The sequence below is a fragment of the Cellulomonas sp. NPDC089187 genome (genome assembly GCF_040685135.1).
GTDB lineage: Bacteria > Actinomycetota > Actinomycetes > Actinomycetales > Cellulomonadaceae > Cellulomonas.
Genome location: NZ_JBFBHI010000003.1, coordinates 109,354 through 134,119, shown reverse-complemented (window position 1 = coordinate 134,119; position 24,766 = coordinate 109,354). Strand labels below are relative to the sequence as shown.

Annotated in this window: 28 protein-coding genes; 13 read left to right on the top strand and 15 right to left on the bottom strand. The window is 70.4% G+C overall.

All coding sequences use genetic code 11. From position 1 onward, the window contains the following. Nucleotides 1-41 precede the first annotated feature (41 nt). Complete coding sequence (locus AB0N78_RS08845; protein WP_363388613.1) at nt 42-446, top strand: FKBP-type peptidyl-prolyl cis-trans isomerase; 405 nt, start codon at nt 42-44, stop codon at nt 444-446. After that, entirely contained in the window at nt 446-1,159 is a 714-nt protein-coding gene (gene deoD / locus AB0N78_RS08840) for a purine-nucleoside phosphorylase (protein WP_363388610.1), read from the top strand. Before AB0N78_RS08845 ends, deoD begins: the two co-directional genes overlap by 1 nt. A gap of 183 nt (nt 1,160-1,342) precedes the next feature. Here the strand turns inward: deoD and msrA are convergent, their stop codons facing one another. After that, nucleotides 1,343-2,023, bottom strand: coding sequence for a peptide-methionine (S)-S-oxide reductase MsrA (msrA, locus tag AB0N78_RS08835; RefSeq protein ID WP_363388608.1), 681 nt, complete (start codon nt 2,021-2,023; stop codon nt 1,343-1,345). An 89-nt stretch (nt 2,024-2,112) separates the two neighbouring features. Between msrA and AB0N78_RS08830 the strand changes: the two genes are divergently transcribed. The 3 genes from AB0N78_RS08830 to ilvA are packed head-to-tail and all read left to right on the top strand — an operon-like array spanning nt 2,113 to nt 5,704. Continuing rightward, nucleotides 2,113-3,318: a cystathionine gamma-synthase gene (locus tag AB0N78_RS08830; protein WP_363388605.1), complete on the top strand. Its 1,206-nt coding sequence runs from the start codon at nt 2,113-2,115 to the stop codon at nt 3,316-3,318. Next, nucleotides 3,315-4,502: an AI-2E family transporter gene (locus AB0N78_RS08825; RefSeq protein WP_363388603.1), complete on the top strand. Its 1,188-nt coding sequence runs from the start codon at nt 3,315-3,317 to the stop codon at nt 4,500-4,502. The genes AB0N78_RS08830 and AB0N78_RS08825 overlap by 4 nt, the downstream gene beginning before the upstream one ends. Further along, nucleotides 4,499-5,704, top strand: coding sequence for a threonine ammonia-lyase (ilvA, locus tag AB0N78_RS08820; RefSeq protein WP_363388600.1), 1,206 nt, complete (start codon nt 4,499-4,501; stop codon nt 5,702-5,704). Before AB0N78_RS08825 ends, ilvA begins: the two co-directional genes overlap by 4 nt. A gap of 56 nt (nt 5,705-5,760) precedes the next feature. Here ilvA and greA read toward each other — a convergent pair whose 3' ends face one another. Next, on the bottom strand, nt 5,761-6,249 hold the full coding sequence (greA, locus tag AB0N78_RS08815) for a transcription elongation factor GreA (protein ID WP_363388597.1): 489 nt from the start codon (nt 6,247-6,249) through the stop codon (nt 5,761-5,763). Nucleotides 6,250-6,438: 189 nt separating this feature from the next. Further along, nucleotides 6,439-6,834 carry a DUF4307 domain-containing protein gene (locus AB0N78_RS08810; RefSeq protein ID WP_363388594.1) on the bottom strand — a complete coding sequence of 132 codons (396 nt, stop codon included), beginning with the start codon at nt 6,832-6,834 and terminating at the stop codon, nt 6,439-6,441. 125 nt (nt 6,835-6,959) lie between these two features. On the opposite strand from AB0N78_RS08810, the gene mca reads away from it, so the two are divergent. The 3 genes from mca to AB0N78_RS08795 are packed head-to-tail and all read left to right on the top strand — an operon-like array spanning nt 6,960 to nt 8,907. After that, on the top strand, nt 6,960-7,808 hold the full coding sequence (gene mca, locus AB0N78_RS08805) for a mycothiol conjugate amidase Mca (RefSeq protein WP_363389872.1): 849 nt from the start codon (nt 6,960-6,962) through the stop codon (nt 7,806-7,808). Then, entirely contained in the window at nt 7,805-8,095 is a 291-nt protein-coding gene (locus AB0N78_RS08800; protein WP_363388591.1) for a hypothetical protein, read from the top strand. The genes mca and AB0N78_RS08800 overlap by 4 nt, the downstream gene beginning before the upstream one ends. Then, nucleotides 8,092-8,907, top strand: a complete 816-nt coding sequence (locus tag AB0N78_RS08795; protein WP_363388588.1) for a carbon-nitrogen hydrolase family protein — start codon at nt 8,092-8,094, stop codon at nt 8,905-8,907. The genes AB0N78_RS08800 and AB0N78_RS08795 overlap by 4 nt, the downstream gene beginning before the upstream one ends. Before the next feature lie 7 nt (nt 8,908-8,914). Here AB0N78_RS08795 and AB0N78_RS08790 read toward each other — a convergent pair whose 3' ends face one another. Further along, nucleotides 8,915-9,586 (bottom strand): hemolysin III family protein, encoded by a 672-nt coding sequence (locus tag AB0N78_RS08790; RefSeq protein ID WP_363388585.1) that lies wholly within the window; start codon nt 9,584-9,586, stop codon nt 8,915-8,917. A 180-nt stretch (nt 9,587-9,766) separates the two neighbouring features. On the opposite strand from AB0N78_RS08790, the gene AB0N78_RS08785 reads away from it, so the two are divergent. Together AB0N78_RS08785 and AB0N78_RS08780 are read left to right on the top strand one after the other, a co-directional pair. Next, nucleotides 9,767-10,528 (top strand): isoprenyl transferase, encoded by a 762-nt coding sequence (locus tag AB0N78_RS08785; protein ID WP_363388582.1) that lies wholly within the window; start codon nt 9,767-9,769, stop codon nt 10,526-10,528. A gap of 148 nt (nt 10,529-10,676) precedes the next feature. Beyond that, nucleotides 10,677-12,014, top strand: a complete 1,338-nt coding sequence (locus AB0N78_RS08780) for a PhoH family protein (RefSeq protein WP_363388579.1) — start codon at nt 10,677-10,679, stop codon at nt 12,012-12,014. Here AB0N78_RS08780 and AB0N78_RS08775 read toward each other — a convergent pair. Next, entirely contained in the window at nt 11,983-13,173 is a 1,191-nt protein-coding gene (locus AB0N78_RS08775; RefSeq protein WP_363388577.1) for an FUSC family protein, read from the bottom strand. The genes AB0N78_RS08780 and AB0N78_RS08775 overlap by 32 nt on opposite strands. 59 nt (nt 13,174-13,232) lie before the next feature. Here AB0N78_RS08775 and AB0N78_RS08770 point away from each other — a divergent pair, with 59 nt between their 5' ends. Beyond that, a complete protein-coding gene (locus AB0N78_RS08770; RefSeq protein WP_363388574.1) occupies nt 13,233-13,718 on the top strand; it encodes a MarR family transcriptional regulator in 486 nt (161 codons plus the stop codon). A 28-nt stretch (nt 13,719-13,746) separates the two neighbouring features. Next, on the top strand, nt 13,747-14,181 hold the full coding sequence (locus AB0N78_RS08765; protein ID WP_363388572.1) for a hypothetical protein: 435 nt from the start codon (nt 13,747-13,749) through the stop codon (nt 14,179-14,181). A 53-nt stretch (nt 14,182-14,234) separates the two neighbouring features. Here the strand turns inward: AB0N78_RS08765 and AB0N78_RS08760 are convergent, their stop codons facing one another. The 7 genes from AB0N78_RS08760 to AB0N78_RS08730 form a co-directional block, all read right to left on the bottom strand. Beyond that, a complete protein-coding gene (locus AB0N78_RS08760) occupies nt 14,235-15,662 on the bottom strand; it encodes a class II fumarate hydratase (protein WP_363388570.1) in 1,428 nt (475 codons plus the stop codon). 22 nt (nt 15,663-15,684) lie between these two features. Then, nucleotides 15,685-16,338 carry a carbonic anhydrase gene (locus AB0N78_RS08755; protein WP_363388568.1) on the bottom strand — a complete coding sequence of 218 codons (654 nt, stop codon included), beginning with the start codon at nt 16,336-16,338 and terminating at the stop codon, nt 15,685-15,687. A gap of 70 nt (nt 16,339-16,408) precedes the next feature. Then, the gene (locus tag AB0N78_RS08750) at nt 16,409-17,323 is read right to left on the bottom strand and encodes a carbohydrate kinase (RefSeq protein WP_363388565.1); all 915 of its coding nucleotides are present in this window, start codon (nt 17,321-17,323) and stop codon (nt 16,409-16,411) included. A gap of 82 nt (nt 17,324-17,405) precedes the next feature. Then, the gene (locus tag AB0N78_RS08745) at nt 17,406-17,648 is read right to left on the bottom strand and encodes an exodeoxyribonuclease VII small subunit (RefSeq protein ID WP_363388562.1); all 243 of its coding nucleotides are present in this window, start codon (nt 17,646-17,648) and stop codon (nt 17,406-17,408) included. A 9-nt stretch (nt 17,649-17,657) separates the two neighbouring features. Beyond that, complete coding sequence (gene xseA, locus AB0N78_RS08740) at nt 17,658-19,034, bottom strand: exodeoxyribonuclease VII large subunit (RefSeq protein ID WP_363388559.1); 1,377 nt, start codon at nt 19,032-19,034, stop codon at nt 17,658-17,660. 152 nt (nt 19,035-19,186) lie between these two features. Then, a complete protein-coding gene (locus AB0N78_RS08735; protein WP_363388556.1) occupies nt 19,187-19,540 on the bottom strand; it encodes a hypothetical protein in 354 nt (117 codons plus the stop codon). An 11-nt stretch (nt 19,541-19,551) separates the two neighbouring features. Beyond that, nucleotides 19,552-20,823 (bottom strand): DNA recombination protein RmuC, encoded by a 1,272-nt coding sequence (locus tag AB0N78_RS08730; RefSeq protein WP_363388553.1) that lies wholly within the window; start codon nt 20,821-20,823, stop codon nt 19,552-19,554. A 54-nt stretch (nt 20,824-20,877) separates the two neighbouring features. Here AB0N78_RS08730 and ychF point away from each other — a divergent pair, with 54 nt between their 5' ends. After that, nucleotides 20,878-21,963, top strand: coding sequence for a redox-regulated ATPase YchF (gene ychF, locus AB0N78_RS08725; protein ID WP_363388550.1), 1,086 nt, complete (start codon nt 20,878-20,880; stop codon nt 21,961-21,963). Here the strand turns inward: ychF and AB0N78_RS08720 are convergent. From AB0N78_RS08720 to AB0N78_RS08710, 3 genes are all read right to left on the bottom strand, one after another. Beyond that, on the bottom strand, nt 21,960-23,207 hold the full coding sequence (locus AB0N78_RS08720; RefSeq protein ID WP_363388547.1) for an MFS transporter: 1,248 nt from the start codon (nt 23,205-23,207) through the stop codon (nt 21,960-21,962). The genes ychF and AB0N78_RS08720 overlap by 4 nt on opposite strands. 134 nt (nt 23,208-23,341) lie before the next feature. Beyond that, nucleotides 23,342-23,944, bottom strand: a complete 603-nt coding sequence (locus AB0N78_RS08715; protein ID WP_363388544.1) for a TetR/AcrR family transcriptional regulator — start codon at nt 23,942-23,944, stop codon at nt 23,342-23,344. A gap of 123 nt (nt 23,945-24,067) precedes the next feature. After that, nucleotides 24,068-24,757 (bottom strand): DUF2510 domain-containing protein, encoded by a 690-nt coding sequence (locus AB0N78_RS08710; RefSeq protein ID WP_363388541.1) that lies wholly within the window; start codon nt 24,755-24,757, stop codon nt 24,068-24,070. Nucleotides 24,758-24,766 lie beyond the last annotated feature (9 nt).

The window sequence follows — 24,766 nt, the reverse complement described above, 5'->3', positions numbered from 1 at the left end:
GGGGAATGACCGCGCATCCCCACCCCGCGAGGAGTTCAACCATGTCCGCCACGCTGCCCCAGGCCACTGGCACCTTCGGCCAGAAGCCGACCCTGACCTTCCCTGAGGGCGACGCCCCCGCCGAGCTGGAGGTTCTGGTCCTCGAGCCGGGCACCGGCCAGCTGGTCGAGGCCGGTGACGAGATCGAGGTGCACTACCTCGGCCAGAGCTGGAACGGGAACGTCTTTGACAACTCCTACGACCGCGGCTCCTCGATCAGCTTCCCGATCGGTGTCGGAGCCGTGATCGGCGGCTGGGATGACGGCCTGGTCGGTCAGCCGGTGGGCTCGCGTCTGCTGCTGTCGATCCCGCCGCACCTGGGCTACGGCGACCGTGGTGTCCCGCAGGCCGGCATCCGCGGCGGGGACACCCTGGTGTTCGTGGTCGACATCGTCTCCACGCACTGATGGCCACCCCGCACATCGCCGCAGAGAACGGTGACTTCGCCCCGGACGTCCTGATGCCCGGCGACCCGCGACGTGCCAAGCGCATCGCGGAGACCGTGCTGGAGGACGCCCGCCTGGTCACCGAGGTCCGCGGCATGCTCGGCTACACCGGCACCTACCAGGGCCGTCCGGTCTCGGTGATGGGTTCCGGCATGGGTATCCCGTCGATCTCGATCTACGCCACCGAGCTGTTCCGGTTCTTCGGGGTGGAGCGGATCATCCGGATCGGCACCGTCGGCGGCATGGCGACGCACCTCAACATCGGGGACGTGGTGATCGGCACCGCCGCGCACACCGACTCCGACGTGCTGCGCCGCTTGGTCCCGGGCGCAAACTACTCGGCCACCCCGGACTTCGGGCTAGCCATGGCGGCCTACACCGCTGCGCAGCAGGTGGACGGAGCCACGGTGCACGCCGGGGCGCTGTTCAGCTCGGACTCGTTCTACAACGACGAGCCGGAGATGCGCGCCGGTCTGGTCGCGCACGGCACGCTGGCAGTGGAGATGGAGGCCGCCGGGCTGTACGGCGTGGCCAACCGCGAGCACAAGAAGGCACTGGCCATCTGCTCGGTCTCCGACCTGCTGTTCCGCTCCGAGGAGCTGTCCGCCCAGGAACGCGAGCACCTGTTCGACCGTGCAGTGCAGCTGGGTCTGGCGGCCTTCGCCAACGCGTGACCCCAACCGACAGGGGCGTCCGGGCGCGATCCCGGGCGCCCCTGCGTCATGCCGGGAGCAATCCTGGCGCGGGGCGCGCACCGCACCGCCCTCAGCCCGTCGCTGGACACCGCCAGGCGAGCCCCACTGAGATGACAGAGCCCGGGGTCACCGCTTGGGACCCCGGGCTCTGTCAGCCATCGATCAGGCCGAGGCGACGCCATCGACCGGGCGGGGGCAGGACACCCCGGTGCCGCCCAGCCCGCAGTACCCGTTCGGGTTCTTGTCCAGGTACTGCTGGTGGTAGTCCTCGGCGTAGTAGAACGGTCCCGCGTCCTGGGCAGAGCGGATCTCAGTGGTGATCTCGCCATAGCCCGAACGGGTCAACCGCTCCTGGAACGCCGCCCGGGTCTCCTGCGCGGCCGCAGTCTGCTCCGGGGTGCTGGTGTAGATCGCCGAGCGGTACTGGGTGCCGGCGTCGTTGCCCTGACGCATGCCCTGTGTCGGGTCGTGGTTCTCCCAGAACGCCCGCAGGATGTCCGTGTCGGAGATGACGGTGGGGTCGTAGGCGACCAACACCACCTCGTCCTGCCCGGTCAGACCGGTGCAGACCTCCTCGTACGTCGGGTACGGAGTGAAACCGCCCTGGTAGCCCACGGCGGTGGTGACCACGCCGGGCAGCTGCCAGAACACCCGCTCCGCACCCCAGAAACAGCCCATGCCGAGGACGATGGTGCGGGTGCCCTCGGGCCAGGGGCCCTGGATCGGGGTGCCGAGCACGGTGTGGGTGCTGGGCACGTGGTAGGCGTAGTCGTCGCGGCCACGCAGCGCGCGCTCGGGCGTCACCATCGTGGTCTTCAGTGCGGAACCGAAAAGCCAGTTCATCAAGGGCTCCCTTCCTCGCGGGTCCATGACGCTCAACCGGTGGCGTCACCATGTCATTCCCGGGGCAGAGCGCCTAGCCTGTGTGGGTGATGAACGACGATCAGGACTGGTCCGAGGCCGGCTTCTCCACCCGCGCGATCCACGCTGGTCAGGCGCCCGACGCCACCACCGGCGCGGTGGTCACGCCCATCTACCAGGTGTCGACCTACGCCCAGGACGGCGTCGGTGGACTGCGCGGCGGTTACGAGTACTCGCGTTCGGCGAACCCGACCCGCACCGCTCTGCAGGAGGCGCTCGCCGCCGCGGAGGGTGGTGGCGCGGCTTTTGCCTTCGCCTCCGGCCTGGCCGCCGAGGACACCCTGCTGCGGGCGGTGCTGCGCCCCGGCGACCACGTCGTGATCCCCGATGACGCCTACGGCGGCACCTACCGGCTGATCGCCCGGGTGTTCGGTCCGTGGGGGATCGAGCACACCCCTGCCGACCTGTCCGACCCGCAGGCGGTTGCCGCCGCGATCCAGCCCGGACGCACCAAGGCGATCTGGGCCGAGACGCCCACCAACCCGCTGCTCGGGATCGCGGACATCGCGGCGCTCAGCGGTCTGGCCCGGGGTGCCGGTGCGCTGCTGGTGGTCGACAACACCTTCGCCACCCCCTACCTGCAGCAGCCGATCGCGCTCGGCGCGGACGCAGTGGTGCACTCCACCACCAAGTACATCGGCGGGCACTCCGACGTGGTCGGTGGCGCGGTGATCGTCGCCGACGGGGCGCAGTTGCCGGTGGGCCTGACCGACCCGAACGGATCGACAGCGCTCGCGGATGCCCTGACCTTCCACCAGAACGCTTCCGGCGCGGTGGCCGGTCCCTTCGATTCCTGGCTGACCCTGCGCGGGCTGAAGACCCTGGGGGTGCGGATGGACCGGCACAGCGCGAACGCCGCCGCCGTCGCCCGGTTCCTGGCCGCACGTGAGGACGTGCCCGCCGTGATCTACCCGGGGCTGGACTCGCACCCCCAGCATCAGATCGCCGCCCGGCAAATGTCCGGCTTCGGCGGGATGGTGTCCTTCCGGGCCGGCAGCGCCGACCGGGCCGCGCAGATCTGCGCCACCACCCGGGTGTTCACCCTGGCCGAGTCGCTGGGCGGGGTGGAGTCCTTGATCGAACTCCCGGCCCGGATGACCCACGGCTCGGTGGCCGGCACCGCACTGGAGGTGCCGGACGATCTGGTGCGGCTCAGTGTCGGCATCGAGGACGAGGTGGATCTGATCGCCGACCTCACCCGGGCGCTGGACCAATGAGGGTCCACCGCCGCCCGCGCACGTCGCCGGTGCTCCACGAGGGTGACCTGGCCAGCGGGCACACCCCGCATGGTTGGTCCGCCGAGCAGTCGGTCACCCCGGCGGTGCGAGCGGCGGCTGCCTGGTCCTGGCGCTTCATCCTGATCGCCGGGGCGGCAGCGGTCGCGCTGTGGCTGATCGGGTACTTCCAGGTGATCGTCGTGTCGGTGGCGGTGGCCCTGCTGCTGACCGTGTTGCTCACCCCGGTGGCGGCGTTCCTGCGGCGGCGACTGCACTTCGGCCGGACACTGGCGGCGATCACCTCCGTGCTCGCGTTGCTGGTGGTGGTGGGCGCGCTGGTCACTCTGGCCGGGCGGTCCATCGCCAACGGCTTCGGCGACCTGAGTGACCAGGCATCCGAGGGTGTCGACCGCCTGCTCGATTGGCTGGCGACCAGCCCGTTGCAGGTCACGTCCGACCAGGTCAGCGATCTGGTGGACCAGGGCCGCGAGCAACTGCAGAACAATGCCAGCAGCCTGCTGTCCGGGGCACTGTCGGTGACCACCACCGTCGGCCACGTCGCTGCGGGCGCGCTCATCGCGCTGTTCTGCTCCTTCTTCTTCCTGCGGGAGGGCCGCACCGTCTGGGCCTGGGTGGTCGGGCTGTTGCCGCGCACCGTGCGCGAGCGGGTGCACCAGGCCGGACGCCGCGGGTGGGTCACGCTGGGCTCTTACACCCGGACGCAGATCCTCGTCGCACTGGTGGACGCCACCGGCATCGGCATCGGTGCCGCCATCCTCCAGGTGCCGCTCGCCCTGCCGCTGGCCACGCTGGTGTTCGTCGGCTCGTTCATCCCCATCGTCGGGGCGATCGTCACCGGCGCGGTGGCGGTGCTGGTCGCCCTGGTGGCACACGGTCCGGTGGTCGCGCTGATCATGCTGGGCGTGGTGCTGCTGGTGCAGCAGTTGGAGGGGCACATCCTGCAACCGTTCCTGATGGGGCACGCGGTGTCGCTGCACCCGGTGGCGGTGCTGCTGGTGGTGACCGCCGGGTCGATGGCCGCCGGGATCGTCGGGGCGCTGTTCGCGGTGCCGATCGCTGCCGTCCTCAACACCGTGGTGCTGTACCTGCACGGGCATGACAAATTCCCCCAGTTGGGCGTAGAGGATCACATCGAGCAGCGCACGCCGAGAGCCGCCGCGTGACCTACCTCGATGACGTCCGGGATGCCGCACGCCTGCTGGACGGTGTGGTGACCCGGACCCCGGTGGAGTACTCCCGTGCGCTGAGTCAGATCGCCGGCACCGACGTCTACCTCAAGTGCGAGAACCTGCAACGCTCCGGCTCCTTCAAGGTCCGCGGTGCCTATGTGCGGATGGCGCGTCTGTCCGCGCAGGAGAAGGCCCGGGGTGTGGTCGCTGCCAGCGCGGGCAACCACGCCCAGGGTGTGGCACTGGCCGCCGCTGCCCTGGGCATCGACGCCGTGGTGTACATGCCGATGGACGCCGCCTTGCCCAAGATCGCCGCCACCAAGGAGTACGGCGCGCAGGTCCGCCTGCACGGCCTCACCGTGGACGAGGCGTTGGCCGCGGCTCACGCGGAGGCCGACCGCACTGGCCGGGTGCTGATCCATCCCTTCGACCACCCGGATGTGGTCACGGGGCAGGGGACCCTGGCGCTGGAGATCGTCGAGCAGGTGCCGGAGGTGGCCACCCTGCTCGTCCCGGTTGGCGGCGGGGGACTGGCCGCCGGGTTGCAGGCGGCGCTGGCCGAGCTCCGGCCGCAGGTGCGCGTGGTCGGGGTGCAGGCCGCCCGGGCCGCGGCCTATCCCGCCTCACTGGCCGCTGGCGAACCGATCACCGCACCGGAGCTACACACGATGGCGGACGGGATCGCGGTCGGCACCCCGGGTGTGGTGCCCTTCGATCTGCTGCACCGCTACGACACCGAGGTGCGGACCGTCTCCGAGGAGGATCTGTCCCGGGCGCTGCTGCTGGTCGCAGAACGGGCCAAGCTGTTGGTGGAACCCGCCGGTGCCGCCGGTGTGGCCGCGGTGATGGCAGGTGGCGCGGGGGCGTTCCCCGGACCGGTGGTGGTGCTGCTCTCCGGGGGGAACATCGACCCGTTGGTGCTGCTGCGGGTGGTCCGGCACGGTCTGGCCTCCTCCGGCCGGTACCTGCAACTGCGGGTCCGTCTGCACGACACCCCGGGGGCGCTCGCGGGGCTGCTGCGCGAACTGGCCCGGCTCGGCACCAATGTCATGCACGTCAACCACACCCGCACCGGCGTCGATCTGGACGTCGACGAGGTGGAGGTCGAGCTCCAGGTCGAGACCAAGGGACCGGAGCACTGCGCCGGGGTACTGTCCCGGCTGCGCGACGACGGCTACCGGCTCTCCGAGCACTGACACGTCGAAGGCCCGCATCCCGGACGGGAGGCGGGCCTTCGACGGCGGTGGGGCGCTCAGCCCTCGAAGGGCTTGGCGCTGAGGATCTTCACCGGGATGTCCTTGCCGTTCGGCGCGGTGTAGGAGGTGGTGTCGCCGACCTTGTGGCCGTTGATCGACGCGCCCAGCGGGGAAGTGGGGGAGAAGACGTCGATGTCCGCGGTGCCCGCGATCTCCCGCGAGCCCAGCAGGAACGTCATCTCGTCCCCGGCGACCTCGGCGGTGACGACCATCCCCTGCTCGACCACGCCGTCGTCGGGCGGGGTGCCGATCTGCACATTGCGCAGCTTGGCCTTGAGCTCCCGGATCCGGGCCTCCTGCTTGGCCTGCTCCTCGCGCGCGGCGTGGTAGCCGCCGTTCTCCTTCAGGTCGCCCTCGTCACGAGCGGCGGCGATGCGCTCGGTGACCTCGGCGCGACCCGCACCCTCGAGGTGCTCCAGCTCCGCCTTGAGGCGGTCGTAGGCCTCCTGCGTCAACCAGGTGGTGGCCTGCGTCGTGTCGGTCACGTCCCACTCCTTCCAGCACGGGCGCACCCCAGGGTGGGAGCGCTCGAGAGATACCTCGTCCCGACGTGCGCGCGTGTCCGCGACGGGTGGGAACGGGTGCTCCGCCTCACGGTCGCATCGACGGTCACGTCAGATCGAGGCGGCGTCTTGAATCGGCAAGCATAGCAATCGGACCCGCACAACGCCCGGCTACTGGGCGTCGCAGCCGTGCACCACCGCGGTGACGGCCTCCTCCGCCGTGGGCACGCGGGTGGTCACCCGGGTGGTCTGCTCGGTGGACGGCCCGACGGTGACCTGCTGCACCCCTACCTCGGCGTGACTGGCGCTCAACGCCTGGACCCGGCACACCGCGACCGCACCCGGTTCCTGGATCACGTCGAAGGTGAGCTCCACCGCGGTGCTGCCGTCGAGGGAGTAGCCCACCTCGTTCCACCGCACATCGGTCCCGGCGGCACCGAGCCCGATCCAGACCACGATGCCCACACCCACGGCGGCCAGCGCACCGATCCCGATCTGAGCGGCCCGGCGGCGGTGCGGGGAGGCGGTCGGACCGTAGCGACCGGCGGGCGGCTGGGGCGTGGTCACGGCGGTGGACCCCTCATTCGGTTCGGTGCTGTCGGACGGATGAGCGATCATTGTCCCCTGTCGGGTCCGGACCCGACGACGCGACCAGAAGGAAGCCACGGAACGTGACCGAGCAGCTCCGCCTGATGGCGGTTCACGCCCACCCCGACGACGAGTCGAGCAAGGGTGCCGCGACCACCGCCCGCTACGCCGCGGAGGGGGTCGACGTCCTCATCGTCACCTGCACCGGCGGCGAGCGGGGCGACATCCTCAACCCGCAGTACCCGCCCTTCGACGGCACCCCGGAGCAGATGGGGGAGATCCGCCGGGTGGAGATGGCCAACGCCGCCGCTGCACTGGGTGTGCGCCAGCAGTGGTTGGGCTTCGTGGACTCCGGGCTTCCGGAGGGTGACCCGCTGCCGCCGCTGCCGGAGGGCTGCTTCGGGCTGCTGCCGCTGGAGGAGGCCTCGGCCCCGCTGGTGCAGGCGGTCCGGGAGTTCCGCCCGCATGTGATGACCACCTACGACCCGACCGGTGGCTACCCGCATCCGGACCACATCATGACCCACCGGGTGGCCTTCGAGGCCTTCCATGCGGCGGGTGACCCGGAGCGTTACCGCGACCGTGGTGAGCCGTGGACCCCGTCCAAGCTGTACTACAACCACGGCTTCTCGATGAAGCGCTTGCGCACCGTGCACGAGGCGATGCTGGCCCGTGGTCTGGAGTCGCCCTTCGGTGAGTGGGTGGCCTCCCGCGCCGCCAAGGAGATGCCGGAGCGCGAGGTCACGACGCTGGTGCCGGTGGCCGACTTCTTCGAGCAGCGGGATGCGGCGCTGCGGGCGCACGCCACCCAGATCGACCCGGACGGCTTCTTCTTCGGCATTCCCCGGGATCTGGAGCGTGAGATCTGGCCCTGGGACGAGTACGAGCTCGCCGAGTCCCGGGTGCCGACCACCCTGCCCGAGGACGACCTGTTCGCCGGGCTGCGCGGATGAGCGCCGCGGCCCTGCACGGCGCCCTGCTCCAGGTCTGGGCGGAGGCCTCGCCGAGCCCCAGTCCGAGCACGTTGGAGATTCCCCCGGAGGATCAGACCTCGCCGGGGCTGCTGGGCTTCCTGGTGACCTTCGCCGCGGCGCTCGCGGTGATGCTGTTGGCGTACTCATTGGTGCGCAAGCTGCGCAGGGTGGAGCGTCGCGGGCAGCAGCTCGAGGCGCAGGAGGCGGCCCAGGACTCCGGTGTCGAGCAGGGCACGGGGCAGGACCCGGAGTCCGGGCGGCGATGACCGACGCCCCGGTTCGCCCGACCGTGCGGCTGACCGTCGGACAACTGCGGGTCAGCGACGACCATGCCGCCAACCGGGAGACCGTGCGCCGGGCGATCGACTCCGCGGCGCACCTGCACGCGGACCTGCTGGTGCTGCCCGAGTACGCCGCCGGCTTCGACCCGCGCGGCACCGGGCCGGAGCATGCCGAACCGCTGGAAGGCCCCTTCGTCTCCCTGCTGCGTGAACAGGCCGCCCGCACCGGTGTCGCCGTGATCGCGGGCACCGTGCTGCCCGGTGACGACACCCACGGGGTGAACGCCGTCGTCGCGGTCACCGGTGACGGCGCACTGGCCGGGGTCTACCGCAAGGTGCACCTGTACGACGCCTTCGGGCATCGGGAGTCCGACCGCCTGCTGCCGGGCCCGGTGGATGCCGAGCCGCTGGTGGTAGACATCGCCGGAATGCGCGTGGGGGTCATCACCTGCTACGACCTGCGCTTCCCGGAGTCGGCGCGACGGGTGGTGGATGCGGGCGCTGAGGTGCTGGTGGTGCCGGCTGCCTGGGCCGCGGGCCCGTTGAAGGCGATGCACTGGCGCACACTCGCGATGGCCCGAGCGATCGAGAACACCGTCGTGGTGGCCGCTGTTGGGCAGGCCGGACCGGGTACCACTGGTCGGTCGCTGGTCGTCGGACCGGACGGCGAGGTCGGGTTGGAGCTGTCCGACCAACCGGAGCTGCGCACCGTGGACCTGGACCCGGGTCGGCTGGCGGAGGTCCGGGCGGGCAATCCGTCGTTGGCGAACCGGCGCTATCGGGTCGTTCCCGCCTGACGCTTACTCAGCCCAGAACTGCCATCGTCACCGCGATGAAGTGGCAGGTGATGCCCACCACGGTGAGCGAGTGGAAGATCTCGTGAAAGCCGAACCACCGCGGGCTCGGATTGGGCTTCTTCAGCCCATAGACCACCGCGCCGACCGTGTAGGCCAGCCCACCCGCGACCACCAGCCACACCACCGCCGGACCACCGTTGGGCGCACGCCAGAAGGTCGGCAGGAACCAGACCGCCACCCAGCCGAGCGCGATGTAGATCGGCACGTAGACCCAGCGCGGCGCGTTCAACCAGAACACCCGGGCCAGCAGCCCGCCCAGCGCCCCCGCCCACACGATGAGCAGCAACGTGCGGGCGGTGGAGGTCGGCAGCAGCGCCACCGCCAGGGGGGTGTAGGTCCCGGCGATCACCAGGAAGATGTTGGTGTGGTCGAGTCGGCGCAGCACCGCGGCCACCCGCGGCGACCAGGTGCCCCGGTGGTAGACCGCGCTGGTGCCGAAGAGCATCATCGCGGCTAGGCCGAAGACCGCGGATGCCCAGGTTCGGGCCGTCCCTGGTGCCAGGACCACCAACACGATGGAGGCGGCGGTCACCAGCGGGAACATCCCGGCGTGGATCCAGCCGCGCAGACGTGGTTTGACGGCGGCGGCGACCTGCTCGGCGGTCTCGGCGACCTTCACGGCTGTCCTCCGGTGAATGGTGCGGGAATGCGACCGAACGAGCCTAACCTACGCACCCGTAGGTTCGACCTCTCCTGCACGAATCCTCCCCGTCGGCACCCGGCTCGAGGACCGGTTCGTCGCCCTCGCTCCCGGTACGGTGATCCCCGTCCGACCCGACCTCGCCGAGGAGCCCCTGCTGTGCGCCTGCCCCATCCGCTGTACGGGCTGTACGAACGGCGTCTGGCCACCTCGCTGCCCCGGGAGCGCCTGCCGCGGCACATCGGGGTGATCCTGGACGGGAACCGGCGCTGGGCGCGGGAGCTGGGGGAGTCCACCGCCACCGGGCACCGCCGTGGCGCGGACCGGATCGCCGATGTGCTCGCCTGGAGCGAGGAGGTCGGCGTCGAGGTTGTCACGCTGTGGATGCTGTCCACGGACAACCTCAGCCGAGACCCGGAGGAACTGACCCCGCTGCTCGGGATCATTGAGGATGCGGTGCGCGAGCTGGCGGCGACCCGGCGTTGGCGGTTGCAGGCGGTCGGCTCCCTGGACCTGCTCCCGGAGCACACTGCGCAGGTGCTGCGCGACGCCGAGGCAGCGACCGCGGACATCACCGGTCTGCACGTGAATGTCGCCATCGGCTACGGCGGGCGGCGGGAGATCGCCGACGCGGTGCGCTCCTTCCTGCGGGAGCGGGCGGCGGAGGGGGCCACACTGGAGGAGATCGCCGCCAGCTTCGATGTGGAGCACATCGCCGATCACCTCTACACCAAGGGTCAGCCGGACCCGGATCTGGTGATCCGCACCTCCGGTGAGCAGCGGTTGGGCGGGTTCATGCTCTGGCAGAGCGTGCACACCGAGTTCTACTTCTGCGAGGCCTACTGGCCGGACTTCCGGCGGGTGGACTTCCTGCGGGCGATGCGCGACTACGCCGCCCGCGACCGCCGACGCGGCAAGTGACATCCGTGTGAACTTCTCGATGTGACTGGCGACACACCCGGGCGCGTGCGCGGGAGCGTCGGTGGGCGGGATTAGCGTCCGGCGCAACGGATGGCACCAGCCGTCCCCCGGAAGCGGCGCTGGTCGCGAGCGCCGGAGGGAGTCAGCCGTGGTCAGCTCTTCGGGAACCCGGACCCACGTCCTGGACACATCGGTTCTGCTCTCCGACCCACGGGCGGTGCGCCGCTTCGCCGAACATGACGTGGTGCTCCCGCTGGTGGTGATCACCGAGTTGGAGGGCAAACGGCATCACGCCGAGTTGGGCTTCTTCGCTCGGGCGGCGCTGCGCATGCTGGACGAGCTGCGACTCGAACACGGCGGACTGGATGCGCCGATCCCGATCGGTGACCAGGGCGGAACCCTCTGGGTGGAGTTGAACCACACCGACCCGGAAGCGCTGCCCGCGGGCTTCCGCCTGGGCGACAACGACTCTCGCATCCTGGCGGTGGCGGCGAATCTGGCGAAGGAGGGCCGGGACGTCACGGTGGTGTCGAAGGATCTGCCGATGCGGATCAAGGCGTCGGCCATCGGGTTGCGGGCTGAGGAGTACCGACACGAGTTGGCCGCGGAGTCCGGCTGGACCGGGATGGACGAGCTCACGCTCAGCGAGCAGCAGATGGCCGATCTGTGGGAGCACGAGTCGCTGCCGCTGCTGGACGTCGACCCCGACGACCGGGATGACCGGCCCGCCCCGGCGGACCTGCTCTGTCACACCGGCTCGGTGTTGCACAGCCCGCGCGGGTCCGCCCTGGGCCGAGTCACTGCCGACAAGCAGATCCAGCTGGTGCGCGGCGACCAGGACGTCTTCGGGCTGCACGGCCGCTCCGCGGAACAGCGGGTGGCCATCGACCTGCTGCTCGACCAGGAGGTCGGCATCGTCTCCCTGGGCGGCCGGGCCGGGACCGGCAAGTCGGCGTTGGCGCTGTGCGCCGGGTTGGAGGCGGTACTGGAACGTCGGCAGCACCGCAAGGTGATGGTCTTCCGCCCGCTGTATGCCGTCGGCGGCCAGGAGCTCGGCTATCTGCCCGGTTCCGAGGCGGAGAAGATGAATCCGTGGGCCCAGGCGGTCTTCGACACCCTCGGCGCGCTGGTCAGCCGTGAGGTGGTCGAGGAGGTGATGGACCGGGACATCCTGGAGGTGCTGCCGCTGACCCACATCCGGGGGCGCTCGCTGCATGACGCCTTCGTGATCGTCGATGAGGCGCAGTCGTTGGAGCGCAACGTGCTGCTCACGGTGCTCTCTCGGATCGGGCAGAGCTCCCGGGTGGTGCTCACCCACGACGTCGCGCAGCGCGACAACCTGCGGGTCGGGCGGCATGACGGGGTCGCCGCGGTGGTCGAGACGCTCAAGGGGCACCCGCTGTTCGGGCACGTCACGCTCACCCGCTCCGAACGGTCGCCGGTGGCGGCGCTGGTCACCGAGATGCTGGAGGGGCTGGAGCTCTGAGCGACGCGGGGTCGTCGTCCTCAGGCACGGCCTGGATGACGACGACCTCCGCCTCGGAGGCCGAGCGGCCCTGTTCGGAGGCGGGTTCGCCTGCCTCGGTGGCGGGTGCACCGGGTCGTGCCGCGATCACGGCGGCCAGCACCCCGATCAGAGCGCCGACCAGGGTGTCCAGGCCCCGGTCGACCGCCATGCCCACCGGGTCCGCGCTGCCGCCGATGGAGGTCATCAACAGGGCCATCGGGGTGATGGTCAGCATCGCCAGTCCGTAGTGCCGGGCGACGATCACCTCGGTCACGGTCTGGAGCACCACCACCAGCGTGGCCACCGCCCAGAACGGTAGGTGCGCGGCGAGTAGCGGGACGGCGATGGCCGCTCCGCCCACGGTGCCCAACGCACGTTGGATCGCGCGCTGGCCCATGTGGTGCACATCGCGCCCGTGCAGCACCGCGGTGGCCCCCATCGCCGCCCAGGCCGGATGACCCCAGCCCGCCAGCGTCGCCACCGCACCCGCAGCGAGCGAGGCACCGAGCACGATCAGAGCGGAGGACCGCACGGCGGCATCCGGGCGGACCAGATCCCGGATTCGCGGGGCCGAACCGAGTGGCAGTCGCCGGGCCAGCTGCCAGACCACGCCCGCGTTGCACACCAGCACGGCGATGACCGCGCCGACCAGCGTCACCAGCGTGCGCTCACCCACCACGGTGGCGGCATCCCCGGTCACCGGTGACATGCCGGCGCCCGCGGCAAAGATGATGATCGTCCCCCCGGGCGGGCCGCTGCGCAGCAGCGCGCAGGCCGCGGTGGCCAGGGAGGCGATCACCCCAATGGCGATCAGGAGCACCACCGTCGGTGCCTCCATCGCGGACAGTCCGGCGCACACCGCCACCGAGGCCGTCAGGGAGCCACCTGCCAGCGCCATCAGTCGCCAGCGCCACGGGTAGACCTCGTCTCGGCCGTACAGCGAGGCCAATGCGCCGAGGGAGGCGAAGCCGGCCAGCTCGGAGTGTCCCGCGGCGGCCACCACCAGGAAGGCGATCGTCACCGTGATCCCACAGCGCAGCGCGCCACCGAGGGTGCCCGAGGCGCGGTTCGGTCGCATGGCGGCGCGGAACTGGTCGGGGTGGGTCAGGTCGCGGAGCAGGGTGAGGCGGTGGGGCACGAGGGGTGATCCTACCCTGGTGTTTCACTGGTAAAGAAACCGCCGGTAGGCTGCCCGATGTGGACTACGTGGACCGGATGCGCGCCGAATGGGCTCGGACCTTGCCGGAGATCGACACCGCTCCAGCTGCCGTGGTCGCCCGGATCTCCCGGATCGCCTCCCTGATGACGACCCACCTCGACGAGGCTCTGACCGGCTCCGGCCTCACTCGCGCCGAACTCGACCTGCTCAGCGCCCTGCGCCGCGCGGACCGGCCAATGCGGGCGAGCGAGGTGTCGACGGTCACCCAGGCCTCCGGCGCGGCGATCACCAAACGCGGGGACGCCCTGGAACGGGCCGGGCTGATCCACCGGGCGGTGCCGGACCGGGACCGCCGGGGGGTGCTGCTGTCGCTCACCGAGGAGGGGCGTGCCACGGTGGACCGGCTGATCCCGCTGCGCACCGCTGTCGAGCGGGAGGCGATCGAGGACCTGGACCCGGCGGAGGCGGCGCAGCTCGCAAGTTTGCTGTCCCGGGTACTCATTCGGGTCGACCGGCACGCCTGAGCCGCCCCGCCCCGCCTACGGTGTGGCCATGGTGAACGTGACGGCGATGTCCGAGGAACTGCTCGCCCAGGTGGCGACGATGGCCGAGCGTGGGGCGTCGCTGTGCGGCGTGACGGTCTCGGATGACGCCGAGGAGATCGTGCGCGCACTGAACGGCTGGGCGCTGGCATCCCGGGATGCGGGTGCGCAGATCGACCCCGATGACGTCGTCGCCGTCGGCGCGCTCCTCGGAGAGCAGTTCATCCGCGCCTTCGGCTGGCACTGGGGTGAGATGGCGTACCCGGACGGGATGACCGCCTTCGCGGTCCTCGACCCGGACGAACTCGCCGCTTGTCAGCCGATCAACTGGGCCTACTGGGTGCTGGTCGACGGCGAGGAGGTCACCTTCGCGCTGACCTTCTCGATGGTGGCGGCCGGCGAGCACCCCCGAGCCGGCGACGGTGATCCGGTGACCTTTCATTGATGGTCACCCAGCGCGGGTGGCCGGCGAGCCCGCCGCCTGGCCAGGAGGTTGTGCTAGCGCGCTGACCGCCGGGCGGGGCCGGTCATGCTGAGCAGATCGAGGGCCTGGTCCAGCTGCTCGATGCTGACCTCGCCCCGCTCGACGTAGCCGAGGTCGATCACCGCCTCCCGCACGGTGATCTGCTGCTTCACCGCGTGCTTGGCGATCTTTGCCGCCGCCTCGTACCCGATCACCCGGTTCAGCGGCGTGACGATGGAGGGCGATGACCCGGCGTAGGCCGCCCCCCGCTCGACATCCACTTCGATGCCGTCGACAGTCTTGTCCGCCAGCACCCGGGCCGCGTTGGCGATCAGGCGCTCGGACTCGAGCAGTGCCTGCCCCATCACCGGGATCTGCACATTGAGCTCGAAGGTTCCGCTCGCACCGGCCCAGCCCACAGTGGCGTCATTGCCGACCACGCGGGCACAGACCATCAGCACCGCCTCGCAGATGACCGGGTTCACCTTGCCCGGCATGATTGACGATCCCGGCTGGAGGTCAGGGATCCGAATCTCGGCCAGGCCGGTGTTCGGGCCGGAGCCCATCCAGCGCAGGTCGTTGCAGATCTTGGTCAGACTGACCGCCACCGTGCGCAGCGCCCCGGAGAGCTCCACCAGCCCGTCCCGGGCACCCTGCGCCTCAAAGTGGTCCCGCGCCTCGGTCAGCGGCAGCCCGGTGTCCTGCGCCAGCAGCTCGATCACCCGCTGGGGGAACCCGGCCGGGGTGTTGATCCCGGTGCCGACCGCCGTGCCGCCCAGCGGCACCTCGGCCACCCGGGGGAGTGCCGCCTGCACGCGCTCGATCCCGTAGCGCACCGCAGCCGCATAGCCGCCGAACACCTGCCCGAAGGTCACCGGGGTGGCATCCATCAGGTGGGTGCGACCGGCCTTCACATCGTCGGCATGCTGCGCGGCCAGCCGCTCCAGCGAGGACGCCAGGTGATCCAGCGCGGGCACCACGTCGTCCACCAGAGCGGCGGTGGCGGCCACGTGCACCGAGGTCGGGAAGACGTCGTTGGAGGACTGGGAGGCGTTGACCTGGTCATTGGGATGCACCTCGGCACCCAGCGCCCGGCCTGCCAGTGTCGCCAGCACCTCGTTCATGTTCATGTTGGAGCTGGTGCCCGACCCGGTCTGGAACACATCCACCGGGAAGTGCGCGTCGTGCTGTCCGGCGGCGACCTCGTCTGCGGCGGCCACAATCGCGTCGGCGACCGCGGCGTCCAGAATGCCCAGCTCGGCGTTGGCGCGGGCAGCAGCCTTCTTCACCCGGGCGAGTGCGGCAATGTGCCCGCGCTCCAGCCCGGTCCCGGAGATCGGGAAGTTCTCCACCGCGCGCTGGGTCTGGGCGCGGTACAGGGCGTCGGCCGGAACACGGACCTCACCCATCGTGTCGTGTTCGATCCGGAACTGTCCGGCGGCGTCATCGGCGCGGGTGCTCATGGCCGGTCATCTTGCCATCCGATCAGCGCTCTGGCTCCTCGCCCACCTCGCCGATGGCGGAGGTCAGCCGTGCCACCCCGTCGCTGAGCGCGTACTCCACGCCGACCACGGCCACCCGGCCCTCGTCGATGGCCTCCGCCAGCGAGACCGAGTAGCCGCGCAGCATGTCCACGGTGTGTCGGACGTGCTCGCTGCCGAGCTCCGCGGCGGACACCTGGGTCAGGTCGGTCGTGCCGCCCTTCGGATCGTGCGCCAGGGAGACGATGGACGGGATCACCCGGTCCACCACGGCCCGGACGAATCCGCGGGCCTGCTCGCCGGTGGTCAGTGCCTTGGTGGCGGCGGCGACCGCGCCGCAGGACTCGTGGCCGAGCACCACCACCAGCGGCGCGCCCAGCACCTCCACCCCGTACTCGATGGAGCCGATCACTGTGGTGTCCAGCACGTGCCCCGCGGTCCGGACCACGAACAGGTCGCCGAGCCCTTGGTCGAAGATGATCTCCGACGCCACCCGGGAGTCCGAGCAGCCGAAGAGCACCGCGAACGGGTGCTGGGAGCTGACGACCTCCGCGCGACGGTCGATCCCTTGCGAGGGGTGCGCCATCTCGCCACGGACGAATCGGTCGTTGCCCTCGCGGAGGGCGGTCCAGGCCTGGGTGGGGGTCAGCTGCGACATGGGCCTATAGTCCCACCACCGACCGGGTGATCGGGACCCCTCCGGTGGCGTGGATGGCACGGTCCTGGGGTCAGCTGCCCAGCTCGGCTGCGGTGGGCGGGTTCGCACCGCTCCGGGAGACCGTGATCGCGGCGATCCGTACGCAGCGGACCAGCACGTCTTGCACCGCATCCAGAGTGATCGCGCGCAGTGCCGTGCGCCGGCCCGCCCCGATCAGTCCGGCGGACCACAGCCCGTCGATCAGCCCGGACATGAAGGAGTCGCCAGCACCCACGGTGTCGGCCACCTGCACCTGAGGTGCGGTCACCGCCAGCTCCTCGCCGCCCGCGGTCACCGCCAGCGCACCGGAGCCACCGAGCGTCACCACCACCAGTGCGGGTCCACGCGACGCCCAGTCTCGGGCGATCTCCTCGGTGGGGACGCCGGGATGTAGCCAGGCCAGGTCCTCGTCGGACACCTTGACCACGTCGGCGAGCCCGATCAGGTGCTCCACCAGCGGCAGGGTCTCCACCGCGGGGCGCATCAGCGCGGGGCGCAGGTTCGGGTCGTAGGTGATGGTCGCGGTGTCCCGGTGCGCGGCGAGCAGCTCGGCCACCTTCGCGCCGCCGGGCTCCAGCACTGCGCCGATGGAACCGGTGTGCACCACGACGGGCTGCCCTACATCGACGGCTGGCAGATCCCAGGTCAGATCGAAGTCATAGCTCGCGGACCCGTCCGCATCCAGGTGCGCGGTGGCCACGGGGGTGCGTTCCGGTCCGCCGTCCCCGGCCAGCACCCGGACCCCGGAGTCGGTCAGGTGAGCGCGCACCAGGTCGCCGTGTGGGTCGTCGGCCAGCCAGGTCAGCAGCGCCGCATCCCGACCCAGTCGGGCTAGGCCGAGGGCCACATTGGCGGGGCTGCCGCCGGGATGTTCGGAGCGGTCGCCGTCCGGGGGGACGACGGCGTCGACGAGTGCTTCGCCGATGATCAGGGCGGTGTCGGTCATGGGGTTCTCCGCATCAGCGTCATTGCCGGAAGGGAACCCGGTGCGCGGGTGCGTACCGGGGTCGAGCGGATGGGGGCGACCGTCAGTCGTCGGCCGGCCCCGACCGTTCCGGTCCGCCGCCGTCGGCCTCACGTGCCGCGTCCAGTCGCTTGCGGGCGCCGTCCAACCACTGCTGGCAGCGGGCAGCCAGTGCCTCTCCGCGTTCCCACAGCGCCAGCGACTCCTCGAGCCCGGCACCACCGGCCTCCAACCGGGAGACCACGGCGACCAGCTCGTCCCGGGCTTGCTCGTAGGACAGCTCTGCCACGTCGGTCTGCTCGCTCACGGTGCCCATCTAACCAATCCCCGGCGTCTCGGGCCGCTGTTCCGGCGTTGTGACATCGGTCGTGGCCTTCGTGGCCTTCGTGGCTGCGGCCGGAGACCCGGCGGCCTTCGACGTGGCGGATGTCCGCTTCGCCGGGGCCACCGCCAGCACGGTCGCCATCAGCTCACCCTGGGCGACCCGGATCCGCAGACTGTCCTTCGCGGATACCGCCGTCGCCTCCCGCACCACCGAGCCGTCCGAGGTCTGCACCACCGCGTACCCACGCTCCAACGTCGCAGCGGGGGACAGCGCCCGGACCTGCGCGCCCAGCGCGGTGATCTGGTGCGAGGCGCTGGTCAATGCGTGGTCGAGGCAGCGCCGCGCGGAGTCGCGCATCCGGTGCAGCTCGGCGGTGCGGTCGTCGATCATCGACTGCGGCCGCGCCAGCACCGGACGGGACCGCAGCTGTGCCAGCCCCTCGGATTCCCGGCGCAGCCGGTGCTCCACCGCCGACCGAATCCGGTTGCGGGCCTGGGTGACGCGGGCGCGCTCCTCGTTGACATCCGGCACGATCCGCTTGGCCGCGTCGGTGGGGGTGGACGCGCGGTAGTCGGCGACAAGGTCCAGCAGGGGGCTGTCCGTCTCATGGCCGATCGCCGAGACCAGGGGTGTCCGGCAGGCGGCGGCCGCCCGCACCATTGCCTCATTGCTGAACGGCAGCAGATCCTCCACCGCGCCACCGCCACGGGCCACGACGATCACCTCGACCCGGGGGTCGGCGTCCAGCTCCGCGATGGCCTTGGACACCTGCGGCACGGCGTTCGCCCCCTGCACCGCCACCTCGCGGATCTCGAACTCCACCTGCGGCCACCGTGCCCGGGCGTTCACGACGACGTCGTGCTCAGCCTTGGACTCCCGCCCGCACACCAGCCCGATCACCCGGGGCAGAAACGGCAGCGGCACCTTGCGGTCCGCGTCAAAGATCCCCTCCGCGGCCAGCACCTTCTTCAGGTGCTCGATCCGCGCCAGCAGCTCGCCGACACCCACCGCGCGCACCGCGTCCGCGCTGAGCTGCAGCGTGCCGCGCTTGGTCCAGAACGTCGGCTTGGCGTGCACCACCACATGCGCGCCCTCCTCCAGCGGAGTGGTCGCGGCGGCCAGCACCCCGGCGGGCATCGACACCGGCAACGACATGTCGACGTCGGTGTCGCGCAGGGTGAGGAACGCGATCCCCGCACCCGGACGACGGTTCAACTGGACGATCTGCCCCTCGACCCACAGCGGCGACATCTTGGCGACGTAGTCCGCGATCTTGGCGGACAGCAATCGCACCGGCCACGGGTGCTCGGCGGTCGTATCAAGGGCGCGTGCGGGCAGCGGAGCGGGTGCGTCGGTCGGGGAGGACACCCGCACACCCTGCCACGATGCGCCGACATCACCAGGCAATGACAGGCGGTACCCGGCGGCATCAGGCCGATGGCACGCGGCACCGACCTGACGCACCAGGGTCAGCCCCCGGGCCGGTTGCGGGCCTCGGGCCCGATCAGCCGCGCCCCAGCTCAGCGACCGATCAGCTGGACCCCGCGCAGCCCGGCCGAGTCGATGACGCGATAGTCGCCGCCCGGTGCGGTCGGGATGTCGGCCGCGCTCAGGCCGTCCAGTGCGACGCCTGCCTCGGCGCCCGCCAGCACCTGCTCCTGCTTGCGCCGTCGGGACTCGATCCGCTTCACGGTGACCGTCCGCGGTCCGTTCGGCAGGTGCAGCTCCGCGGCCTGACCCTTGGTCATCACCCCGTCGAGCACTCGCCCGGTCAGCACCGGCCCCATGCCGGTGATCGTGAACACATCCGTCACCTCAAAGGTGAACGGTTGCTGCGGCTGGAGCTCGACGGTGCGACGGCGGAACAGACCCATGACCGCTGAGGCTAGCGGTCCGCCGTCCCGTTCCAGCCCAGGTCGCCGATCTGCTCACCGGCGACCAACTCCGGCGCGGAGACCACCGACAGTCGACGGTCCACGCTCGGCGGGCTGTCCAGCCCTTGATCGACCACGTGCAGGTCGCTGAACCGCCGGGCACTGACCAGCACCCGGGACTCCAAGGACGCCACCGCCTGGTTGTACGCGGTGGCCGCCGCGTCCAGGCTGCGTCCGACCTTGCCCAGATGCCCGCCGAACGTGGCGATCCGTCCGTGCAGCTCCTTGCCCAGGTCCAGTACTGCCTGAGCGTTGTCCGCCAGTGCATCCTGCTTCCAGGCGTAGGCCACTGTCCGCAGCAACGCGAGCAGGGTCATCGGCGTCGCAATTACCACCCCCTGCTCGAAGGCGCGTTCCACGATGGCCGGGTCCTGGTCGAGCGCCGCGTGCAGGAACGCCTCGGCGGGCACGAACATCACTACGAACTCCGGTGCGGGCCCGAACTGGTCCCAGTACCGCTTGGCCGCTAACTGGTCGATGTGCCGCCGCAGCTGGGTCGCATGCGCCGCCATCCGTCGATCCCGCTCGGCCGGTTCGGTGGCCTCCACCGCCTCCAAGAACCCGAGGAACGCCACCTTCGCGTCCACCACGATCCGCTTGCCCCCGGCCAAGTGCACCACCAGGTCAGGCCGGAGCGCGCCGTCGTCGGTCCGGACCTGCTCCTGCTCCACGAAGTCGACATGCGGCAGCATCCCGGCGGCCTCCACCACCCGGCGCAACTGCACCTCACCCCAGCGCCCCCGCACCTGCGAGGCGCGCAGCGAGGTCGCCAGTCGGGTGGTCTGCTCGCGCAGCTCGGTCGCCTCGATCCGCATCAGCCGGACCTGCTCGTTGATCGCTGCATTGCCCTCGGCCCGGGCCTGCTCGGCCGCCCGCAGCTCAGCCCGCACCGCGTCCAGCGTCCGCGCCATTGGGTCCACCATCGACCGCACTGCGTGCTCGCGTTGCGCCAGCTCCCCGCTCTGCTCCTGGTGTCGGGCCGCCAACGACTGATGTGCCAGCGCCAAGAACTGTTCCGAGCTCTGTGACAGCGCATCCGCCGCCAACGCCCGGAACCGCTCCCCGTCGTCCGGGCGCGCGGTCTCGGCCACTGCACGCCAGCGCGCCGCCTCCACCTCCGCTCGACGCAGCCGCGCCGCCGTCCGGCCCTGCGCCGCGAACCACCCGACCAGGGCGCCCGCCAGCAACGCTCCGGCCAGCGCGAACACCAGTGACGTCGTCATGACCCGCACCCTGCCAGCCACCACCGACACCCGGCCCCCGTAGGATGACCTCCCGTGGCACTCACCATCGGCATCGTCGGACTGCCCAACGTCGGCAAGTCCACCCTCTTCAACGCCCTGACCCGCGCGCAGGTGCTCGCGGCGAACTACCCGTTCGCCACCATCGAGCCCAATGTCGGCGTGGTCCCGCTGCCCGACCCCCGGCTGAACAAGCTGGCGGAGATCTTCGGCAGCCAGAAGATCCTGCCCGCCACCGTGTCCTTTGTGGATATCGCGGGCATCGTCAAGGGGGCCTCCGAGGGGGAGGGGCTGGGCAACCAGTTCCTGGCCAACATCCGTGAGGCCGACGCCATCTGCCAGGTGACCCGTGCCTTCGCCGACCCAGATGTCGTGCACGTCAACGGCAAGGTCGACCCCAAGGACGACATCGAGACCATCGCCACCGAGCTGGTCCTCGCCGACCTCCAGACCCTGGAGAAGGCCATCCCGCGGTTGGAGAAGGAGGTCCGCGGCAAGAAGGCGGACCCGGCCGACCTCGCCAACGCCCAGGCTGCGCAGAAGATCCTCGAGACCGGCACCACCCTGTTCTCCGGTGCTAAGGCCGCCGGGTTGGACCTGGCCGATGTCTCGCACCTGCAGCTGATGACCGCCAAGCCGTTCATCTATGTCTTCAACACCGACGACGCCGGTCTCGCCGACACCGCCATGCAGGACGAGCTGCGCGCCCTGGTCGCCCCCGCCGACGCGATCTTCTTGGATGCCAAGTTCGAGTCCGAGCTGGTCGAGCTGGACGAGGACGAGGCCCGCGAGATGCTCGCCGAGAACGGCCAGGAGGAGTCCGGTCTGGACCAGCTGGCTCGGGTCGGCTTCCACACCCTCGGCCTGCAGACCTACCTCACCGCCGGTCCCAAGGAGTCCCGCGCCTGGACCATCCACCAGGGCTGGACCGCCCCGCAGGCAGCCGGTGTGATCCACACCGACTTCCAGAAGGGGTTCATCAAGGCCGAGGTCATCTCCTTCGACGACCTGGTCGAGACGGGGTCCGTCGCGGCTGCCCGTGCTGCGGGGAAGGCCCGGGTGGAGGGCAAGGACTACGTGATGGTGGACGGGGACGTGGTGGAGTTCCGCTTCAACGTCTAGTTGCGGGCCGGCTGGCGGCTGGTGTTGGTCTCCTCTGAGAGCTCGTTGGTTGCTGCGATGACCGGCTCCTGCTGCACGGCGATGGTGGCCGCGGCTTGCTTGTGCCCACCGCGCAGGGAGGGGTTGGCCAGCGCGGGCAGGATGGTGCCGAGGGCCAGCACCGCCAGGACGACTCCGAGCACGATGGGTGCCCGTAAGCCGAACCCAGGGATGAGGGCGGAGCCGACAGCGGAGCCAAGGATGACTCCGAGGGTGATGAACGAGGTGTGGATGGTGTTCACCAGTGGCGTGGTGGACCCTGCGCGCTGCGCCCTGACGACCATGGCCGGGTTCATCGTCACCCCGACCAGGCCGATGCCGAGCATGAACACCAGTGCGAGCGGCGGAACGTCGGTGAACAGCGCGAAGCCTGCCAGGAAGACTGCGTTCAAGGCCGTGCCCGTCAGCAGTGTTGAGATGGTGAATCGGTCAGCCAGCCGAGCGACGACCATGTTGCCCACCACGGTGGCCGCCCCGTAGGCGAGCAGCAGGACCGGGACGAGGGTGGTCGAGAAGCCGGTGATCTCGGTGAGGACCGGCGTGAAGAAGCTGAAGGCTGAAAAGGTCGCTCCGATGATGAGCGTGCTGGAGGCCAACGCCAGGAGAAACTGCGGGTGGCGCAGCACAGCAAGCTCGTCACGCATGGACAGTGTGGCGGCCTCCTCTGTGCCAGCACTGTCGGGGTTACGCACGAACGCGAGCGTCAGGAGCGCCGCGAGGACGGTGATCACCGAGATGACCCAGAAGGCGGCGCGCCATCCGAGCTGCCCGCCTACGAAGGTGGCCAGTGGCAGACCGAGCAGAGTGCCGAGCATCAGACCGTTCATCGCGACTCCGCTGGCACGGCCACGCATGCTCTCCTCGACGGTGCGCGCGCTCAGCGAGATCCCGATACCGAAGAATGCCTGGGCTGCGACGCCGCTGATCACTCGGGCGACCATCATGGCTGCGTAGGACGTCGACACCGCTGCGAGAAGGTTGCCGACCAGGAAGATTCCGAAGATGACCATCAGAGCCCGCTTGGGTGGCAGACGCAGGAGGAGAATCGTCAACGCAGGCCCGCCGACAGTCATCGCGACCGCGAACACGGTGACGAGGTAGCCGATCTGCTCGACGCTGACACCCAGGGCCACGGCGAGCTGGGGCATGAGGCCGGCGACGGCGAACTCGCTGGTGGTCATCGCGAAGATGCCGACGGCGATCACGTGGACGGCCCAGGGCACCGCTGGAGGCTTCGTCACTGCGGGGGTCGATGTGGTCATGAGGTGAACCCTTCTGTACTGGAAAATCCATAACGAAGTCAGAGTGAAGTGCCCCCGGGGGGCCGGACTGGTGACGCTCAGTGCAGAAGGGCGTGCAGCCCGGTGAGGGCGATGCGCCGGAGGGTCTCGGGGGTGCACCCGGACTGCGCGGTCACTCGGAGCCCGGAGATGACGGTGTTGGCGAGCAGTGCAGCGTCGAGGGGGCTCACCGCACCGGAGAGCGAGCCGTCGGCCTGACCGGCGCGGATGGCGGCGACGAGGAGGTCGGTGCGCTGGCGCAGGTCGTGGTCGAGCATGGCTTGGATCCGCTCGTCTCGCTCGCGAAGATCCGGGTTCATGAAGCTGTGCACGACCATGCATCCGGCAGCGTGACCGCGCTCGGCAGCGTCTTCTTCCTCGCGAATGACGGCGTCGATCAGGCTGCGGAGTCGATCGGCCCCCGAGAGCTCAGTGTCTTCCAGGATGGCGGCCTGTTGCGCGCGCACCGAGGTGATGTAGTGCTCAAGGGCGCGGATGAACAGCTCGTCCTTGGAATCGAAGGTGTTGTAGAGGCTGCTGCGCCGCACGCCCGCAGCCTCACACAGCTGTTCAGTCGAGGTCCTCTCGAAGCCGTGCACACGGAACTGTCCGGCGGCCGCGTCCAGGACTGCGGTTTCGTCGAAGCCTCGTGGTCGTCCCATGGGGGGCGACTCTAGCTCATTCTGGAATCAGCAATACAGAATTGAGCCCGCTTGCCCCGTCGTCTCTGCGCGGAGCAGATGCCGGCCCGGCGGGGTGTGGGCCGAGGCCCACACCCCGAGCTGTCAGAGGCGGCGGAGGAGTTCGGCCTTCTTGGCGTCGAACTCCTCGCCGGAGAGCACGCCCGCATCGCGCAACTGTCCGAGGCGCTCCAGCTGCGCGAAGATCTCGTCGCTGGCAGAGGGCGTCGGTGCCGAGGGAGCCGCGGGTGCCGAGGGAACCGTCGGTGCCGCCGGGGCCGGGTATCCGCCGCCCTGGTAGCGCAGCGTCTGCGTGTTGGCCCGGGCTTGCAGCTGCTCTCGGCGGGTGTGCGCCGCGTCGTTGATCGCCTGTACCCCGTCGCGGAAGTCCGGAATGTCTTCCAGCTCGACGGAGCTGGTGCCGCGCCCGCCACCCAGCTGGTAGTGCACGGTCAGGGTGCCGATGCCTCGTGCCTTCTGGGAGATCGACTGGTCGACATCCACGTCCACGATGCTCTCGACCGGAATCTGCTCGGCGGTGGTGCGCAGCGTGCCCTTCTCGAAGAACAGGTACTGCTCGGTCAGCCGGTACCGACCGGCGCCGATGCCGGTCAGTGGCTTGCCCACCGCGTGCCAGATCGTGCCTGCGGGAACGTCCGCTGCAGGACCGGCTGCCGGTGTGGGCACGTTCTGCGCGGGCATCGGCTGGGTGTGTTCGGTCCACTGGTGACCATCCCACCAGCGGAGCTGGTTGTCGGAGGGGTACCAGCCGGGAACAGGAGCGCTCTCAGTCATGTCCGCAAT

What these genes read in the sequence shown, in the direction of transcription:
- AB0N78_RS08800 (WP_363388591.1), top strand. Translation starts at nt 7,805, where the DNA reads ATGAGCGCCGCGGCCCTGCACGGCGCCCTGCTCCAGGTCTGGGCGGAG.
- deoD (WP_363388610.1), top strand. Translation starts at nt 446, where the DNA reads ATGGCCACCCCGCACATCGCCGCAGAGAACGGTGACTTCGCCCCGGAC.
- AB0N78_RS08715 (WP_363388544.1), bottom strand. Translation starts at nt 23,944, where the DNA reads ATGGGACGACCACGAGGCTTCGACGAAACCGCAGTCCTGGACGCGGCC.
- AB0N78_RS08735 (WP_363388556.1), bottom strand. Translation starts at nt 19,540, where the DNA reads ATGGGTCTGTTCCGCCGTCGCACCGTCGAGCTCCAGCCGCAGCAACCG.
- AB0N78_RS08795 (WP_363388588.1), top strand. Translation starts at nt 8,092, where the DNA reads ATGACCGACGCCCCGGTTCGCCCGACCGTGCGGCTGACCGTCGGACAA.
- AB0N78_RS08765 (WP_363388572.1), top strand. Translation starts at nt 13,747, where the DNA reads ATGGTGAACGTGACGGCGATGTCCGAGGAACTGCTCGCCCAGGTGGCG.
- AB0N78_RS08755 (WP_363388568.1), bottom strand. Translation starts at nt 16,338, where the DNA reads ATGTCGCAGCTGACCCCCACCCAGGCCTGGACCGCCCTCCGCGAGGGC.
- mca (WP_363389872.1), top strand. Translation starts at nt 6,960, where the DNA reads ATGGCGGTTCACGCCCACCCCGACGACGAGTCGAGCAAGGGTGCCGCG.
- AB0N78_RS08830 (WP_363388605.1), top strand. Translation starts at nt 2,113, where the DNA reads ATGAACGACGATCAGGACTGGTCCGAGGCCGGCTTCTCCACCCGCGCG.
- AB0N78_RS08845 (WP_363388613.1), top strand. Translation starts at nt 42, where the DNA reads ATGTCCGCCACGCTGCCCCAGGCCACTGGCACCTTCGGCCAGAAGCCG.
- AB0N78_RS08760 (WP_363388570.1), bottom strand. Translation starts at nt 15,662, where the DNA reads ATGAGCACCCGCGCCGATGACGCCGCCGGACAGTTCCGGATCGAACAC.
- AB0N78_RS08710 (WP_363388541.1), bottom strand. Translation starts at nt 24,757, where the DNA reads ATGACTGAGAGCGCTCCTGTTCCCGGCTGGTACCCCTCCGACAACCAG.
- msrA (WP_363388608.1), bottom strand. Translation starts at nt 2,023, where the DNA reads ATGAACTGGCTTTTCGGTTCCGCACTGAAGACCACGATGGTGACGCCC.
- AB0N78_RS08730 (WP_363388553.1), bottom strand. Translation starts at nt 20,823, where the DNA reads ATGACGACGTCACTGGTGTTCGCGCTGGCCGGAGCGTTGCTGGCGGGC.
- AB0N78_RS08825 (WP_363388603.1), top strand. Translation starts at nt 3,315, where the DNA reads ATGAGGGTCCACCGCCGCCCGCGCACGTCGCCGGTGCTCCACGAGGGT.
- AB0N78_RS08750 (WP_363388565.1), bottom strand. Translation starts at nt 17,323, where the DNA reads ATGACCGACACCGCCCTGATCATCGGCGAAGCACTCGTCGACGCCGTC.